Annotated in this window: 9 protein-coding genes; 1 reads left to right on the forward strand and 8 read right to left on the reverse strand. The window is 56.3% G+C overall.

Annotated elements, in window-relative coordinates:
• Positions 1 to 53: 53 nt before the first annotated feature.
• Positions 54 to 1,787, forward strand: a complete 1,734-nt coding sequence (locus PSR62_RS20385; RefSeq protein ID WP_274404833.1) for an IlvD/Edd family dehydratase — start codon at positions 54 to 56, stop codon at positions 1,785 to 1,787.
• 32 nt (positions 1,788 to 1,819) lie between these two features.
• On the opposite strand, the gene PSR62_RS20390 is transcribed toward PSR62_RS20385, so the two are convergent.
• From PSR62_RS20390 to PSR62_RS20425, 8 genes are all read right to left on the reverse strand, one after another.
• Positions 1,820 to 3,433: an alpha-L-fucosidase gene (locus tag PSR62_RS20390; RefSeq protein ID WP_274404834.1), complete on the reverse strand. Its 1,614-nt coding sequence runs from the start codon at positions 3,431 to 3,433 to the stop codon at positions 1,820 to 1,822.
• Between the two features lie 239 nt (positions 3,434 to 3,672).
• Positions 3,673 to 5,679 carry a vWA domain-containing protein gene (locus PSR62_RS20395; protein WP_274404835.1) on the reverse strand — a complete coding sequence of 669 codons (2,007 nt, stop codon included), beginning with the start codon at positions 5,677 to 5,679 and terminating at the stop codon, positions 3,673 to 3,675.
• Complete coding sequence (locus tag PSR62_RS20400) at positions 5,679 to 7,217, reverse strand: arylsulfatase (protein WP_274404836.1); 1,539 nt, start codon at positions 7,215 to 7,217, stop codon at positions 5,679 to 5,681. The genes PSR62_RS20395 and PSR62_RS20400 overlap by 1 nt, the downstream gene beginning before the upstream one ends.
• Positions 7,218 to 7,416: 199 nt before the next feature.
• Positions 7,417 to 8,835 carry an arylsulfatase B gene (locus PSR62_RS20405; protein ID WP_338020237.1) on the reverse strand — a complete coding sequence of 473 codons (1,419 nt, stop codon included), beginning with the start codon at positions 8,833 to 8,835 and terminating at the stop codon, positions 7,417 to 7,419.
• 419 nt (positions 8,836 to 9,254) lie between these two features.
• Entirely contained in the window at positions 9,255 to 9,659 is a 405-nt protein-coding gene (locus tag PSR62_RS20410) for an endonuclease domain-containing protein (protein ID WP_274404839.1), read from the reverse strand.
• 291 nt (positions 9,660 to 9,950) lie between these two features.
• Complete coding sequence (locus PSR62_RS20415) at positions 9,951 to 10,355, reverse strand: endonuclease domain-containing protein (protein WP_274404840.1); 405 nt, start codon at positions 10,353 to 10,355, stop codon at positions 9,951 to 9,953.
• A gap of 257 nt (positions 10,356 to 10,612) precedes the next feature.
• A complete protein-coding gene (locus tag PSR62_RS20420) occupies positions 10,613 to 12,139 on the reverse strand; it encodes a hypothetical protein (RefSeq protein WP_274404841.1) in 1,527 nt (508 codons plus the stop codon).
• Positions 12,136 to 14,433, reverse strand: coding sequence for a right-handed parallel beta-helix repeat-containing protein (locus PSR62_RS20425; protein ID WP_274404842.1), 2,298 nt, complete (start codon positions 14,431 to 14,433; stop codon positions 12,136 to 12,138). Before PSR62_RS20425 ends, PSR62_RS20420 begins: the two co-directional genes overlap by 4 nt.
• Positions 14,434 to 15,434 lie beyond the last annotated feature (1,001 nt).

Here is a 15,434-nt window from a genome sequence, read left to right on the forward strand (position 1 = left end):
TCAATGGGTCCATCCTACCGTTTGATCCCTTCCCCATCGATCCACCTTTTTCCATGAATGCCAATCCCGACCGTGACCCAACCCAATTGCGTTCCCACCGTTGGTTCGGCCGAGACGACTTACGTTCCTTTGGGCACCGTTCCAGGCTGAAAGGGATGGGATTTGACGACATTGATTACCGCGACCGGCCGGTCGTGGCGATCCTGAATACTTGGAGCGAACTGAACACTTGCCACTCACATTTTCGTGATCGAGCTGATGAAGTCCGACGTGGAATCCTGCAATCGGGTGGTTTCCCCGTCGAAGTGCCAGTGATGTCGCTCGGCGAAATGATGATGAAGCCCACCACGATGCTGTATCGCAACCTGTTGGCGATGGAAGTCGAGGAGGTCCTGCGTTGTCACCCGATCGATGCCGCGGTGCTGATGGGGGGATGTGACAAAACCGTTCCCGCGATGCTGATGGGCGCGATCAGCGCCGACATCCCCAGCCTGTTCCTGCCCGCCGGTGCGATGTTGCGAGCCCGTTGGAAAGACCAAACGCTGGGCAGCGGCAGCGACGCCTGGAAATACTGGGACCAACGTCTGGCCGGCAACCTTTGTGACCGGGACTGGAACCAAGTCGAAAACTGCATCGCCGCGTCCGCCGGCACCTGCATGACGATGGGAACAGCCAGCACGATGGCCTGCGTCGCCGAAGCGATGGGGTGGACATTGCCATCCGCAGCCACCATTCCCGCCGTGATGGCCGATCACTCCCGACTCGCCGTCGCGACCGGACGCCGCGCCGTCGACATGGCTTGGGAACAACTCAAACCCAGCGAGTTCTTCACCTCACGCAGCATCGACAACGGCCTGACAACCTCTCTGGCCATCGGAGGCAGCACCAACGCGATTGTGCACTTGATTGCCATCGCCGGCCGACTCGGCGAAACACTCACGCTCGATCGCTTCGACGAACTGTCCCGGCAAACCCCGGTGCTCGGTGACCTGCGGCCCGGCGGGCGTTTTCTGATGCAGGATTTCTTCGAAGCCGGTGGACTGCCCGCTCTGCTGCAGCGTCTTCGCGATCTGCTGAACCTGGATTGCAAAACCGTCGCAGGATCAACCCTCGGCGAACAAATTGCCGAGGCCGAAGTCTACGACGATGAAGTCATCCGCACTCGTGAAAACCCTGTCTCACCCGCCGGAGGAGTTTGCTTGTTGCGTGGCAACCTCGCCCCGTCGGGCTGCGTGATCAAATCCATCGCCGCCAGCAAAAAGCTGCTGCACCATCGCGGTAAAGCGGTCGTGTTCAACAACTACCCTGAGATGAAAGAACGGATCAACGATCCCGAACTGGATGTGGATGAGAACAGTGTTCTGATCCTGCGTTCCGCAGGGCCACTCGGTGCCCCCGGCTTTCCTGAATGGGGAATGTTGCCCATTCCAAAGAAGCTTTTGCAATCCGGTGTCACCGACATGGTCCGCATGAGTGACGCCCGAATGAGCGGCACCAGCTACGGGACTTGCGTGTTGCACATCGCTCCCGAAAGCGCCGCTGGCGGCCCATTGTCTTTGGTTGAAACCGGTGACGAGATTGAAATCAACGTTCCCGAACGATCCATCCATTGGCACATCGACGACGACGAATTGACGCGTCGCAAAGCGAACCAACCGGGCGCCGCACCCGAACCCGCTCGTGGCTACATGAAGCTCTATGCAAAACATGTGACGCAAGCCGATCAGGGATGCGACTTCGACTTCCTCGCCGGTCGCTCCCCCGGCGAAGAACCCGCCATCCACTGAGCCGTTCGCCATCGATCGCAGGGACCGTCGATTCAATCGCGGACTCTTCCTTCCAGGTCAACCGCACGCGTGCCTTGCAATGCCTTGTCCTCATCCGTCTCGATCACATTGGGATGATGCTGCGGCTGATCGGTTTTGATCGCAAACGCCCACGCGTGCTCGCTGGTGCCTAAATCCTTCGGCGGATCGATTTCCAAACCCGCGTCTGTCACACGCCAATTGACCGATGCTCCCGAACCAAGCAACCGGACGGAGTGGACATTTTTCGGTGTCCATCCTTTGGTGGCCTCAATCACAAACGGTTCGCTCGGGATCGACATCTTGATCGCGAACAAGGTGTTGCCATTGGTCGTGAACGCGAGGTGTTCGTTGGTTTGCTCACTCGTTTTCCAATAGCGACTGCCATCAATCGCATCGGCATTGATCTTCAGCCAACGTCCCATCGCCCGCAGTTTTTCGACCTGCCATTCGGGGATCGTGCCGTCTGCACGCGGGCCGATGTTGATCAGGAAATTCCCATTGCGGCTCACCACTTCGACCAACTCATGAATCACTTCGGCGTCGCTCTTCTTCCACTTGTAGTCCGGCGATTCCTCCGCTGCCAAGTAGCCAAACGATGAACCGAACGTCGTGCAGCTTTGCCACTTCGTCCCCACCACCTTCAGTTTTAGGTTGTCTTTTTCCAGGCACCCGACGCCGGCCGGCCAGTTTCGATTGCCGCCTTTGTTGTTGACGTAGACCTCTCGACCATCCTCCGCCGCATCGTTCATGAAGTCGGTGATCATTCCCCGGCACTGGTCATAGAAATACTGGATCTCGGGACGCAGTTTCCCTTTGCGGATGTCGTTGCCATCACGTGTCCAAATTGGGATGTCATCCACCCACAAAAAGTCGGGTTTGTACTTTGTTTGAATCTCTTGCCAACGTGCGACGTAATCATCCACAAAGGCTTTTGAATAATTGAATTCAGGTCCATAAAGCAGACGCGATTCAGGCACCGCTTCCATCTCACGCACAATCATGTCGCGAGGTTCGCTGTTGACGGCGTACAGTTGCTTGGCAAAAAAACCGGGATGGCGCTCACGATGATACGACGGTGCGTACTTCAGCCCCATTTCCTTGAGTGCCAATCCAAGGTCGCCGACCAAATCTCGCTTCGGTCCCTTGTCGACGGCGTTCCATGGCGTGAGGTCGGAATCCCAATTGGCCCAGCCATCGTGGTGCTCGGCCGTCATCACGACATAGTGCGCGCCGACTTCTCGGAACAGTTTCGCCCATTCCTGCGGGGACCAATTTTCGGCCCGAAAAAGCGGCACCACATCCTTGTAGCCAAACTCAGGTGGCGTCGCACCAAAACGTTCTCTCAGGAACGGGTTGTACGATTTCGGTTCTGAGTACAAAAGCTTCGGCAAGTGTTCCGCGTACCCACGGTCATTCTTGCGATGCCCCATCACACTGTATGGGCCCCAGTGAATGAAGATGCCAATCTTGCCATCATCAAACCACGCCGGGATCGGCATCTTCTGCAGCGACTCCCAACTGCCATCGTAGGGCGGTTGAGATTCTGATTGCGCGAAAACGAAACCAGGGCAAGCACTCAGGCCGACCAAGAACACCAAGAGACAACCAATCCGAGTTGACTTCATTCTTTCACTGCGGGGGAAGTGGGGCGATGCGGGGAACCAGTCAATCCTCAACAGCATGGAAGCTGGCTCCATGATTGGGCGAACTCCATCTGAACAACGATGCTGGTTTTCGCAATTCGCCGGTCAGCCAAGCCGACAACAGCCACGCATGTCGCAAATGTTTGTCTGTGACCAATGATTTATGCCACAGCGGACTGGAAGCACCGCCAACTTGGAACCTTTTCCCAAGCACTTGCAAATCAAAGCGATGGGACAGTGATCCCGGATCCACCACCGGATCGAGTCATCGGCATTCGTGGGACGCCAACACGAGGAGTCGGACGCGGGAACGATCTCGCTTGGATCTCAATCCCAAACGGCTTTTCCAATTCCCAGTTGGCCAGCTCCGCCCAGGGTGTTCCTCGATGCTCGCTGACGCACTCGCTCAGAACCTGTGTCGCGTGCTCGGCAAGGGCCGCACCCGGCGAAGTGTTCATCCGCGAGGACGGCATGAAATTCAACATGTTGGTGTCGGACTGAATCGCGTCTTTCGCACGCTCACAAGCCGCGATGTACTCATGGTACCGGGCCATCGACGCCAGCAATCTTCCGCGAGCCAGACTGAAAGCGGCTCGCCAACGCGCGGATTCTTCACCCTCCAGCAGAGCTCGCCAATCGCTTGTTTGTGAATCCTCCAGCAGTTGATTCAACGCTTTCAAAGCCTTCTCGCTGCGGGATCGCTCAGTCTTGACCACGACACTGAACCGAGACCGAAACTCGGCCGGGGTGACATAAATCGCCGTGAACTGAGTTGGATTGGTCGGGGACCGCGTCCCCATGAACAGCATCCGAGGCGCGGCGAGTTGCTGTTTTTCCCGCATCGTCCAATCGGCGGCCTGCACCACCAACGATCGCAGCAGACTGTCCTGCACTGACAATCGCACGTCCGTGACCGAGCGATAGCTCGGCATGTACTGCCGTAGTTTCTCAACGTCGTACTGCTCCGACACACCGTCGTCGTACAATGTGAATGTCCCGCCAGTCTGCAACGCCAACCGAGTCAGCGCATACGGTCCAAACCCAGACAACACCCGTTCGCGATAGGCGCTGCCAGACCACGGCATCGCCGACACCGGTTGCATCTTCACGTTCTTCAGCGGCACATCCGCCTCATGCCAGTACGGCAAGAAAATCCGCTGGGGGACCGCTGACTCGGGGCCTCGGTCCACGGTCAAAAAATACTCGGCACCCCCGCCTGCAGCGGGCGCGGTCCAACGTTGCAAGCCCTTTTGCATTCCCATCACCGCGGTGGGCCCCAAGACATGCACCACCGCTTCGGCCTGACGGCAATTGGCGATTGTGTATTCAAGTTTCTGCACGTCGTCACCGGATTCATCCGTCAACAGCACCACCATCAAACGCTCTTTGCGACGTTGTTTGTATCGATAGTGATCCAAAACGCCGTCCACCGCGGCCATGGTGTTTTCCACGCCGCTCTTGTCCACTGGCACCCTCGTCATCGCATCGATCGCGTTCACACCAATCAATGAAGGACGTGAAACCTCTCGGATGCCTTTGCCAAATGCGACCACGCTGCTGAACAATCGATGCTGTTCGACGCCGTCCGACGTGGCGGGACGACTCAGCGCCCCGATCTCGTCGTAAAATTCGCGAATTCGGCGAGCCATCCGGTCGCGGTTCAGTTGCAAACTGATGGACGCATCGAGCAACCACACGACCAACGTGTCGCCCTGTTTCAACTCACCGCGAATCGCATTCTCGACCGCCTGAGTCGCCGACTCGATTCCATCCGCGGTCCCGACTTGTTCCGCCGTGGACTCGCTGCGGTCCGTGATCTCGTCACCACCAACTTCCGTCATCAACGTCCGAAGTGATGCCAAGCGTGTCTCGGGCGTTGGCAGAAGCTTTTCCAACGCCGAAGCTTCCACCCCTTCCGCCGACGGCAGCAACTCCGGCAAATCCATCTCCGTCAACTCGGATGTCAACGAAGTCTCAACCGGTTCATCCTTTAAATCCGAATCGCCCAAATCGGGCATTTCGATCGCAGCGATTGGCATCAATGAGAAACTGGACTCTTGATCCCCCAAGTCCGCGAAACTGGCAGTGATCAATTGCCCCTTGCGATCCATCCAGTCGGGAAAGACCCACAGCCCCATCACCAGCAACGCGGCGGTGTGAAAGATCATCGAGATCAACCACGGATGATCTTTCAAGTGCGCTCGGATCTCTGCCAACAGGTTTCGCATCAGTCGAGCGCTCTGAGAGGGAATTGTTCGCTGGGAACATGCTGCTGTTTCGCAATGGCTTCGATCTTGGCCATCACATCCGGATGCGTTGCACTCACGTCGGTGGACTCTGCCAAATCCTTTGACAAGTCATACAAAGCAAATGCAGGCGGTTCGGTTTGGCCCTTTTTCAATCGCTTGGAAAGGTCTTTGCGGATCGCTTTCCAATTGCCCATCCGGATCGCCTGTTGGCCGCTGTAACCGGGAAATTCCCAGTACAGAAATTCGTGATCTTGCTGCGCGGCGTCGTCACCATGAAGCAATGGCAAAAAGGAGATGCCATCCGTCGTGCTCGCATCCACTTCCACGCCAGCCGCGTCCGTGAGTGTTGGCAAGAAATCCCACCAAGCACCAATCCAGTCGGAAGTTCGGCCCGCCGGCACCACACCGGTTTGGCGAGCGATCATGGGCACGCGAATCCCGCCTTCATCGAGTTGCCCCTTCAATCCCTTCATGCCCGACGCCGAATCAAAGTAGTCACTGTCCGATCCACCCAATCGGTCGTAGGTGGGACCATTGTCCGAGGTGAACAGAATCAGGGTGTTCTCACCCAACCCCAGGGAATCAATCAGGTCCACGATCTGGCCCACCCCTTTGTCCATGCGTGTCACCATCGCAGCGTAACCCGCGCGTGGACGAGGGTGTTTCAGATAACCGTGGTGCTCGTACTCGGCTTCTTCGATCACGCCGTCATACGCATCCACTTCTTCGTCAGGAACCTGAATCGAAAGATGCGGCACCGCAAACGGCAAGTACGCGAAGAAGGGCTGGGTCTTGTCTTCCGCCACGCTTTGGCGAATGAACTCACACGCTTCGTTGACGAACTGATCCTGCGAATAGGTCTCACCATGCAACGTGCGATCGTTGCCGGGTTGCATCTCCTTGACTCGGTTCCGCCACAGAAATTTTGGATAGTGATTGTGAGCGTGACGTTGGCAGTTGAACCCGTAAAACAGATCGAACCCTTGCTCGTTCGGATCCCCCGTGGTCCCAAAATGTCCCAGCCCCCATTTCCCGAACGCCCCCGTTCGATAGCCAACCGACTTCAGGTGCTCAGCGATGGTGACCTCATCGACAGGCAATGGGTACTGGCCCGGATACTCCAACTGCAACTCTTCACGAACCGCAGGATCAATCTTGGGATCGCCATTGTTGCGAACGTGCGCGTGACCAGGATGCTTGCCCGTCATCAAACAACAACGGCTCGGCGCGCACACCGCATTGCCTGAATAGAAATTGGTCAGCTTGATTCCTTCAGCTGCCAACTGATCCAACCGAGGCGTTCGGATTTTGGTTTGGCCATAGCTTCCTAGCTCGCTGTATCCCAAGTCATCCGCGACGATCAACACGATATTGGGACGCGACGTGTCCGCGTCCTTCGCGACGGACTCATCCGCAGAGACTGTGGTCGAAAACAAATTGTGAACGCCCACAACGCAGACGAGCAGCAAGGTCCAACGGAGCAAAATCCGAGAGGGCATCAAGACGGCTTGGTTCATGTTGTACTTCATGTTGTAGAAAAGACTCGTGGTTCATCATCACGTCGCGAAAGCGGTGGCGACGTCTTCCCGCCTGCCCCCAGTGTCACGGTTTCAATTTCGCCAGTCAAATCGAGAGCCCAACTGACAGGTCATTTCATCTGGAGATCGCCCCAATTCATCCCGAATGGGAGTTCCGTCACCGTTGGGGATTCCAATTTCAGCGAGCGATTGGCTCTTCCTCCGGAAGCTTCCATTCTCGCGGCGGCCAGATTTCTGGAGCGGGCAATTGGGATTCCACCGCGGGGCCGACCAGCGAGGGGTATCGTTGCAAGGCCTGATCGAGCCGACGCCGCACGTTCTTTCGAGCCGGTTCCACCGGAGTCGTTTCGTACGGATCGTTCGTCAAATCGAACAACTCACCGGCTTTCAGCTTCCAACGATCCGAGACAACCGTTTCCGCATCCAGCAAAATGGTTCGCTGCGGCGGCGAAGCTTTTCCAGATAAAAACGGCAACAGGTTCAAACCGTCGGTTCGCTCGGGCGGTGGGCCCCCCGCGGCGGCGACCATGGTCGGCAACAAATCGACGTGGCTGGCCACGGAATCCAACGTGGCTCCCGCCGGAAATTCGCGAGGCCAGCGGATCATCGCCACAACACGCACGCCGCCTTCCCAAGTCGTGAACTTGTTCCCGCGCAGCGGTTCATTGCTGCCACCGTGTTTGGGGTCCGCCCCGTTGTCACTGTGGAAAACGACCAACGTGTTCTCACGCATCCCGTTCCGATCAATCGCATCGAGAATTCGGCCGATCTGCCGATCCATCGCGGTCGTCATCGCCGCAAACGTTTGACGAATCGAATTGCCCTTGCCACGTTCACCGTACTCCAACGACTTTTCGCGTTTGGCAATTTTACGATCCGTGTTCGGTGCGAGCTTGCCGGTGGGATCAAATCCATATTCATCGAGATCAGTCCGCAAGGCTTGCAGTGGTGAATGCGGTGCGTTGAACGCCACGTAGGCATACAGTGGCTGTTCACCGGCATGTCGATCGATGAAGTCAACCACGGCGTTGCCGACCAATTCAGTCGAGTAGCCCTCTTCGTGCACGCTGTCAAAATCGCGATGCCAATCCAACTGGCAAAACCGTTCTCGACTGAAGTAATCGATCGCACCGTTGTAGTGGCCGTAGAACTCCGTCATCCCATGGCGAAGCGGATGAAACAGGGTCGACGCGAGCCCCAAGTGCCACTTGCCAAACATTGCCCGATGCTGGTAGCCAAGCTTCGACAAATGTTCCGGAGTGGTTTCGAGCTGCGTTGGCAGGCCGTGCTTCTTGGTGGGCGAGACCACACCGCCCCAAATGCCAAAACGAAACGGGTACAAACCGGTCAGCACGCCCGCCCGAGTCGGCGAGCAAATGGGAGTCACATAAAACCGATCGAGAGTCACTGATTCGCTGGCAAGCCGATCGATGTTGGGCGTGCGAATGTCACTGCCGTGATAACCAACATCATTCCATCCCAAATCATCCGCAATGATGTGCACGATGTGCGGCGGTTGGAGATCGCCATTGGGCTCGGCGGAGAACCCCGCCCCTGGCAATAGAATGCAGGCGAGGATTGCAAGTGGACACGCCATTCGCACAACGCACGCCCAATGGTTGCCAAGACTTCGAAGTCGATTCACCACGCCCATACCGTCTTCCACCATGCCAAAGCACATCCCATTGGCCCGCCGCCAATTCCTTTGCGCAGCAATATAGCAGCGAGACATCGCCAGTTTTTTGATAGCCCCCACCGAATTCATCCTCCCGGAGGGAGGGTGAAGACGGCTTCGCCGTTGAAGTGAGAAATGAATGGTGAGATTCGAACGCGATTCCGACTCAAACGTCCGAATGCGTCCCCAATTCACCCTCCTAGCAGGAGGGTCGAGCGAAGCGAGGGGAGGTCGAACGGTGAGTCACCAAACCAGCCTCCAACCCAAAGCACCGGATGCGTCGCCCACTTCTCCCAATCAACCACCTCAGCCAACCTTCCAACAACACTCTCAATCGAAGGTCACTTCGGTTTGGGCTTCTTTGCTCCAATGTTTCGCGCACCGCTACCCGTTCTCATTCTCGGCTGAAACGAGTACTCCATTCCAATCGCTGCCGCGATGGCACGCGCAACAGCTTCCGCATCGTCTTCGACTTCTTCATCCGTGAACCGCACGACGAGCCATCCGCGTGATTCCAAATCACGCTGTCGACGCAAGTCATGTTCGATGTTCAGATCGCGGTATCCACCATCAATCTCGACAACAAGTGACTTTGCCAGGCAAGCGAAGTCAACGATCCAAGGTGCAATGGAATGTTCGCGTCGAAACTTGAGACCGCAAAGTTGTCGGCCGCGAAGAATGGACCAAAGCAAGCCTTCGGATCGAGTGCTGTTCTTGCGGTGATCGCGTGCGTGGTCGTGGGACATTTTGCGATGGTTCCGTGCGCGTTCCCTCCCCTCGCTTCGCTCGACCCTCCCAGGGGGAGGGTGAAGACGGCTTCGCCGTTGAAGTGAGGAATGAATGGTGAGATTTTAACGCGAATCGGGCTCAGACGTCCGAACGCATCCCCAATTCACCCTCCTGGCAGGAGGGTCGAGCGAAGCGAGGGGAGGTCGAACGGTGACGAGCCAACTCGGCCTCCATCCCAAAACACCGGATGCTTCGCCCACTCTCTCAGCAACCACTCAGCCAGCCTTCCAGCGACTCTCAATCGAACGTCACTTCGGTTTAGGCTTTTTTGCTCGAACGTTTCTCGCACCGCTACCCGTTCTCATTCTTGGCTGATACGAGTACTCCATTCCAATCGCTGCAACGATGGCACGTGCAACAGCTTCCGCATCCTCTTCGACTTCTTCATCTGTAAATCGCACGACCATCCATCCACGTGATTCCAAGTCACGCTGTCGACGCAAGTCATGTTCGATGTTCAGATCGTGGTATCCACCATCAATCTCGACAACAACTGACTTTGCCAGGCAAGCGAAGTCAACGATCCAAGGTGCAATGGAATGTTCGCGTCGAAACTTGAGACCGCAAAGTTGTCGGCCGCGAAGAATGGACCAAAGCAAGCCTTCGGATCGAGTGCTGTTCTTGCGGTGATCGCGTGCGTGGTCGTGGGACATTTTGCGATGGTTCCGTGCGCGTTCCCTCCCCTCGCTTCGCTCGACCCTCCCAGGGGGAGGGTGAAGACGGCTTCGCCGTTGAAGTGAGGAATCAATGGTGAGATTTTAACGCGAATCGGGCTCAGACGTCCGAATCCATCCCCATTTTACCCTCCTGGTAGGAGGGTCGAGCGAAGCGAGGGGAGGTCGAACGGTGACAAGCCAAACCAACCTCCATCACAAAGCACACAGGGCTCCGGTCCCCTTTCACAAACAGCTCAATTCAACGTCAACTTCACCGATTCCAGGACCGGTTTGGATTCGTTGTCGGTGGTGTCTTCCAGTTTGATTTCAAACTGGTAACCGAACCCGTCCGGCAACACAGACAAGTCCAACTCCGCCGGCGTTCGCGAAACTTGTTTGGCGAAGCCTAGCACGTGATCATAGCTTTCTTTGATCGTGGTCCACTTCGTCCATTGATCGATCGACTGATCTTGGTCGACGTCGACACCAACTCGAACTTGCACGCCGTCCACCCAAGGCCCATTGCTTACAAAGTCCATCGCTTGCTGTGTCGCGAGATAGAACTTGCCCTCGGCAAACATGATGTCTGGATCAGGATGGCCCTTGCCGATGTTGCCGCACCAAGTGAACGGTTCATCGATGCTCTTGGAAGTGAACCAACCGACGCTCATCGATTTACTGTCCGCGGGATCGTAGTCGCAGAACAAGTAGTATTGGCCGCCGATCGAGATTGCCGCCCAGTCGCCGTACGCGTTTTGTTCCGGTTCGTGAATTTGATACTTCGCGACGTTGGTTTTGAATCGCTCAGGGTTTTCCTTCAACCAGTGCGGGTGCTTGTACGTTCCGATCTTACCGGTTGGCTTGGTGCGTTCATCAATCGGTGGCGACAACGCTTTGAAATCTTGCACTCCGTCGGGACTGACCGCGTGCACAGTCAAAGGCGAATCCCATGCGTGCTTCTGAGCGTTGATGGGACTCCAGTCTTCCAAGATCAGATGAAAGCGACCGTCCAGATCACGGATGATCGCACAGTCCGATCCGTGCGTTGGGTCGTCGTACGCCATCCCTTTGTTTTCACCCGGCACACCGTCGAACAGATCGCTGTCCACGTACACATGCGGGTCCTGGTCGTTGGGAAAATCGTAGTAGAAGTATGCCTTGCCGTCCGCGAATTCTGCGGTGGTCATCCACTTGGCGAAGCCTTCCGTGATCGGTCCATGGTGCACCCAGTTGACCATGTCACGACTCTGCCAAGCGTGATAACCGCCGAGGCGTTTTTTCAGTCCACCGGGTGCGTCATATTGATTGGCAAACGGAGTCGTCATCAGCGGCATCTCAAAGCCGTCCAATTTTGCAGGTTCCGGTTGAAATGGAGTTTCCTTGGATCGGTCTTTCCGGTTTCGGCCGTTTCCATATCGACCGAACATCCAGTAGTCATTCGGCCCGAGACTCAACATCACCGGCGCGTCACCCAAATTGACTGGACCAAGGTTTCCCGCAGGTTCCCAGTTCAACCAATCGGCCGACTGAGTGACGACGATCGATTTGGCGGACTGTTTTGTCGGAAACGACTTCAACTCGCTCTTCAATGTCGCGTGCTTGGCCGTCGGAACCACCTGTCCGTTCTCGACCTTGACGTCAGTGCTCGATTTCAAACCAGCGGTCCACTCTTCCTGCGTTTCAATCCGCCAGGCCTCGTCGGACATTGCCGGATTCGGACAACAGACCACCACAATCAGCGAGGCGGTCAAAAACGTGCTCAACGATCGTCTAGATTTCATGGTGTGTCCTTCGCGTTGGGATCAGCACGGGTGATTCGTTTCACTTCATTGTCACTGCCGAGATCCGTCACCGGACCAAGGCTGCTGACGTGATTGCCACTGGACAATTCCGCCAACACGACCGGATTCTCGGTGTCGTTGTGAAGTGTGATGTCAGCGGCGCGGTAGGTCTTCGGTGCATGTTTCTCAAAACGAGTCTCGTGACCTTCCGGGACCTTGGGAAAGTCGACGCTCAAAAAGTCGAACCGCAACGCGTAGCCGACAATGATCGGACGTCGCGCCTCTTCCACCGACAAGCGTTGCCACAACCGGATGTCATGCCCCTTGCCTTTGATCGCCGCCAAGGGGTGATCGCCGAGCGAATGGGGTGCGGGCAGCACTTCCAAATCAATTTGCTGGCCTGTATGCGAATCGGAATGAACGTACAACAACGGCCCGTAGGCGGCGTTCCCGCTGCAGTTCTGGAGCACACCTCGCCGAGGCAATGAATACCCCTGCACGACACAATCCAGCACTTGGCAATTGGTCACGGTCGCTTTCTTGGCCATGTAGAGTTTGATCCCGCCACGAGCTTTCTTGACCACGCAGTTGTCGACAATCATCTCGCCGGCACCCTTGTACGCACGGATGCCATCTTCGATGCAATGGAGCATGTGGTCTCGTGGAATCGGCAAGCCATGCACTTCTTCCGGCCACTGCATTTGATAGTTGAATCGCTTGGCCAAATCACGGTCGTCGTTCTCTGCATAACAATCGTTGCTGAGCCGAACCGTGCCCTCGACGAGCGTGTTTCGGACCGTGGTGCGATTGCCACCTTGCACGAAAATCGCGTGACCAAACGCTTCCATTTTGATTTGGCAACTGTCGATCACCGCGTCGTTTCCCGTGATTTGAATGCCGCAGTGCTTCCTCAACCGAAGCACACTGCCGGCGCCGATGCCGAACATGTTGCCGTATCCATACGGGTACGATCCACGAATGACCATTTTCATCCCGATCACCCGATTGTTGTCGCCCCGAATCACCATCTCGTTCATTCGCCCGTACTTGCGGCCTTGGTTGTAACTCCCAAAGTCGGTCACTTCGGTCGAACCGTCGGGGTAGGTGTCTTCGATGGAACCACCCCGGATGGTGAGATCGTTTCCGGTCAACTGAAACAAGTTCCGCCCCGACGCCACCTCGATCGGGACATTGAGTTGGACGCCGGTCAACTCCACGTCATTGTTGGAACCGGAGAACACCAATCCCTTCCGGTCTGCGATCAGATAGTCCCCAGGCTTCATCACGATCCGCTGTCCACTTTGTTTGGCAGCCTTTCGCAATTGGTCGATCGAATCAACTCGCACGATTGGGCGTGTGGTATCCGAGTCTTCCGTTTCGACGGGCAACAACTCGTGCACGCGAAAATTGGAATAGACATGGTGGGTGCCGACCATCCGGAATCCAAAGAAGCCTTCGCGATAGACGGGGCCGCTTTCAGAATCAAGCTGCGTCGTTCGCTGAACGATCTTGCCGTCGGCATCTCGGTCTTCCATGTCGACCGAGTCACCGTGCCGGAATTGATAGACCAGCTTGCCGTCCAAGATGTACTGAACCACATCGTCAAAAGCGACCAACTGAACGGTCATCTTGCGATTGGGCTGGATCAGATACCCAGGGTGATTGTCGTGATCGTTCAATGCGACGTGTGGGACAGGCTTTCCATTCGCTGACCGAGGGTAGCGACGCATGCGAGTCGTCGTGTTTCTGCGGCCACCGCTGCTGGCGTAGTAGCCATGCATTTTGTCGTAGTCAGTGAACTTGCCCGAATAGCGAGAGGCATCAAACAATCCGTTCTCGTGATCCCCAGGATCAGTTGCCATCCAAAACTGGTTCAAGTCTCGCGGTTCCACCCCGCGAATCGCAGGATCATGGGTGGGACAAACGACGTCATAAGTGATCGTGGTTCGCGTCGGCAATTTGTGTCGATACCAAACCGTGCAACCACGCCCCGGCACCAAGCAATCCAACGTCCCATCTTTCTCGCGCACGACCGCTTCCGGGAATCCGTCTCGATCCTCGATCTGGACTACCCAGTCGTCGAGCGTTTCAAAGTTGTCAAACTGCAACAGCTCTCCGACTTGAAACGTCCCGACGCCGCATCCCAAAACAACCGGCGCATCGGGGGTTGTCGGATCGTTCGCCGGCGCGGCGATCAGGCGTCTTTCGCTCTCGAATCCTGGACAAAGAATTCCAACAACCAACCAGACAACGCAGGTCACCAGAGCGCGGGACGCAAACACGGACTTCTGCATGCAATTGACTCGTGAATTAACGATAGAAATTGAACAAGGCTCTGGCGAAATCCGCCGAACACTCATTTAGACACTCCAATTTTAACTTCTGGTTCTGACCCACTCCGCCAAACCCAGACATCTCGATCATACTCGTTGCCAACCGTTTGTAACGAAGCCAATTTACCTCGTCCGCCTCTGAGTTGTTGCATGTCACTCAGTTTAAACTGCGAATGACATCCCAATCGGCAAGTAATTCTCCGGCGGCATTTTCGAGATCGCAGGTCGTGAAGCAGGTCGGGAGGAATGACCGGGCATAATCATGCGAGCCGTTTAGGCGTTCGCCCCGGTTGGACGTGGGAGCAACAACGCTTCCCGAAACAGTCCCAATGACAAAAGACTCCTGCCGACCTGCTTAACGCTGGGCTGCGAAATGTTTGGTGTGATGGAGCGCATTCGTGTGCGCAAGTTTTCATCCCGGTAGGGATTTGAGATGGTAGCCGTCGGTAAGCGATCGCGCCACCGACGGACATGCAAACCCCACGCCGGCACTCTCCATCCCGCCGTGGCCGATGGCCACGGCGGGATGGAGAGTATTTTGGGGAGGCTCGCGATCCGGGGGTACGCTGCTACGCAGCAACCCCCGGCTACCATCTGACATCCCTACCGGGAAGAAGAAAAACAGCAAGCCGGAAGAAAAATTGCATTCGCGGTCCGAACGCCAACATCAAACATTTCGCAGCCCAGGCGAACACCCATACGGCTCACAAGGTGAACCCCAATCATTCCTGCGTACATGCTTAGACGCCACTGCACCCCGCGTACAACCGGGGCGAACGTCCAAACTCAGGCCTGTCTGGGTGGTTGTGATGAGACGAGCACGTCACCCGCACCACAATTACGAGGACAGATTTCATAGCGGCCTGTCGATGGAATACTAACCCAATGCGTTAACGAGGGATCGCGTGCGATTGCAACGAGCCTGTGGATCCCTCGCTCACGCTTTTTGAAGTTGCGATTTT

The organism is Rhodopirellula sp. P2, from assembly GCF_028768465.1.
Classification (GTDB): Bacteria; Planctomycetota; Planctomycetia; order Pirellulales; family Pirellulaceae; genus Rhodopirellula.

Coding starts and splice junctions, on each gene's coding strand:
- PSR62_RS20385 (WP_274404833.1), top strand. CDS start 54: ATGAATGCCAATCCCGACCGTGACCCAACCCAATTGCGTTCCCACCGT.
- PSR62_RS20390 (WP_274404834.1), bottom strand. CDS start 3,433: ATGAAGTCAACTCGGATTGGTTGTCTCTTGGTGTTCTTGGTCGGCCTG.
- PSR62_RS20395 (WP_274404835.1), bottom strand. CDS start 5,679: ATGCGAAACCTGTTGGCAGAGATCCGAGCGCACTTGAAAGATCATCCG.
- PSR62_RS20400 (WP_274404836.1), bottom strand. CDS start 7,217: ATGAACCAAGCCGTCTTGATGCCCTCTCGGATTTTGCTCCGTTGGACC.
- PSR62_RS20405 (WP_338020237.1), bottom strand. CDS start 8,835: ATGGCGTGTCCACTTGCAATCCTCGCCTGCATTCTATTGCCAGGGGCG.
- PSR62_RS20410 (WP_274404839.1), bottom strand. CDS start 9,659: ATGTCCCACGACCACGCACGCGATCACCGCAAGAACAGCACTCGATCC.
- PSR62_RS20415 (WP_274404840.1), bottom strand. CDS start 10,355: ATGTCCCACGACCACGCACGCGATCACCGCAAGAACAGCACTCGATCC.
- PSR62_RS20420 (WP_274404841.1), bottom strand. CDS start 12,139: ATGAAATCTAGACGATCGTTGAGCACGTTTTTGACCGCCTCGCTGATT.
- PSR62_RS20425 (WP_274404842.1), bottom strand. CDS start 14,433: ATGCAGAAGTCCGTGTTTGCGTCCCGCGCTCTGGTGACCTGCGTTGTC.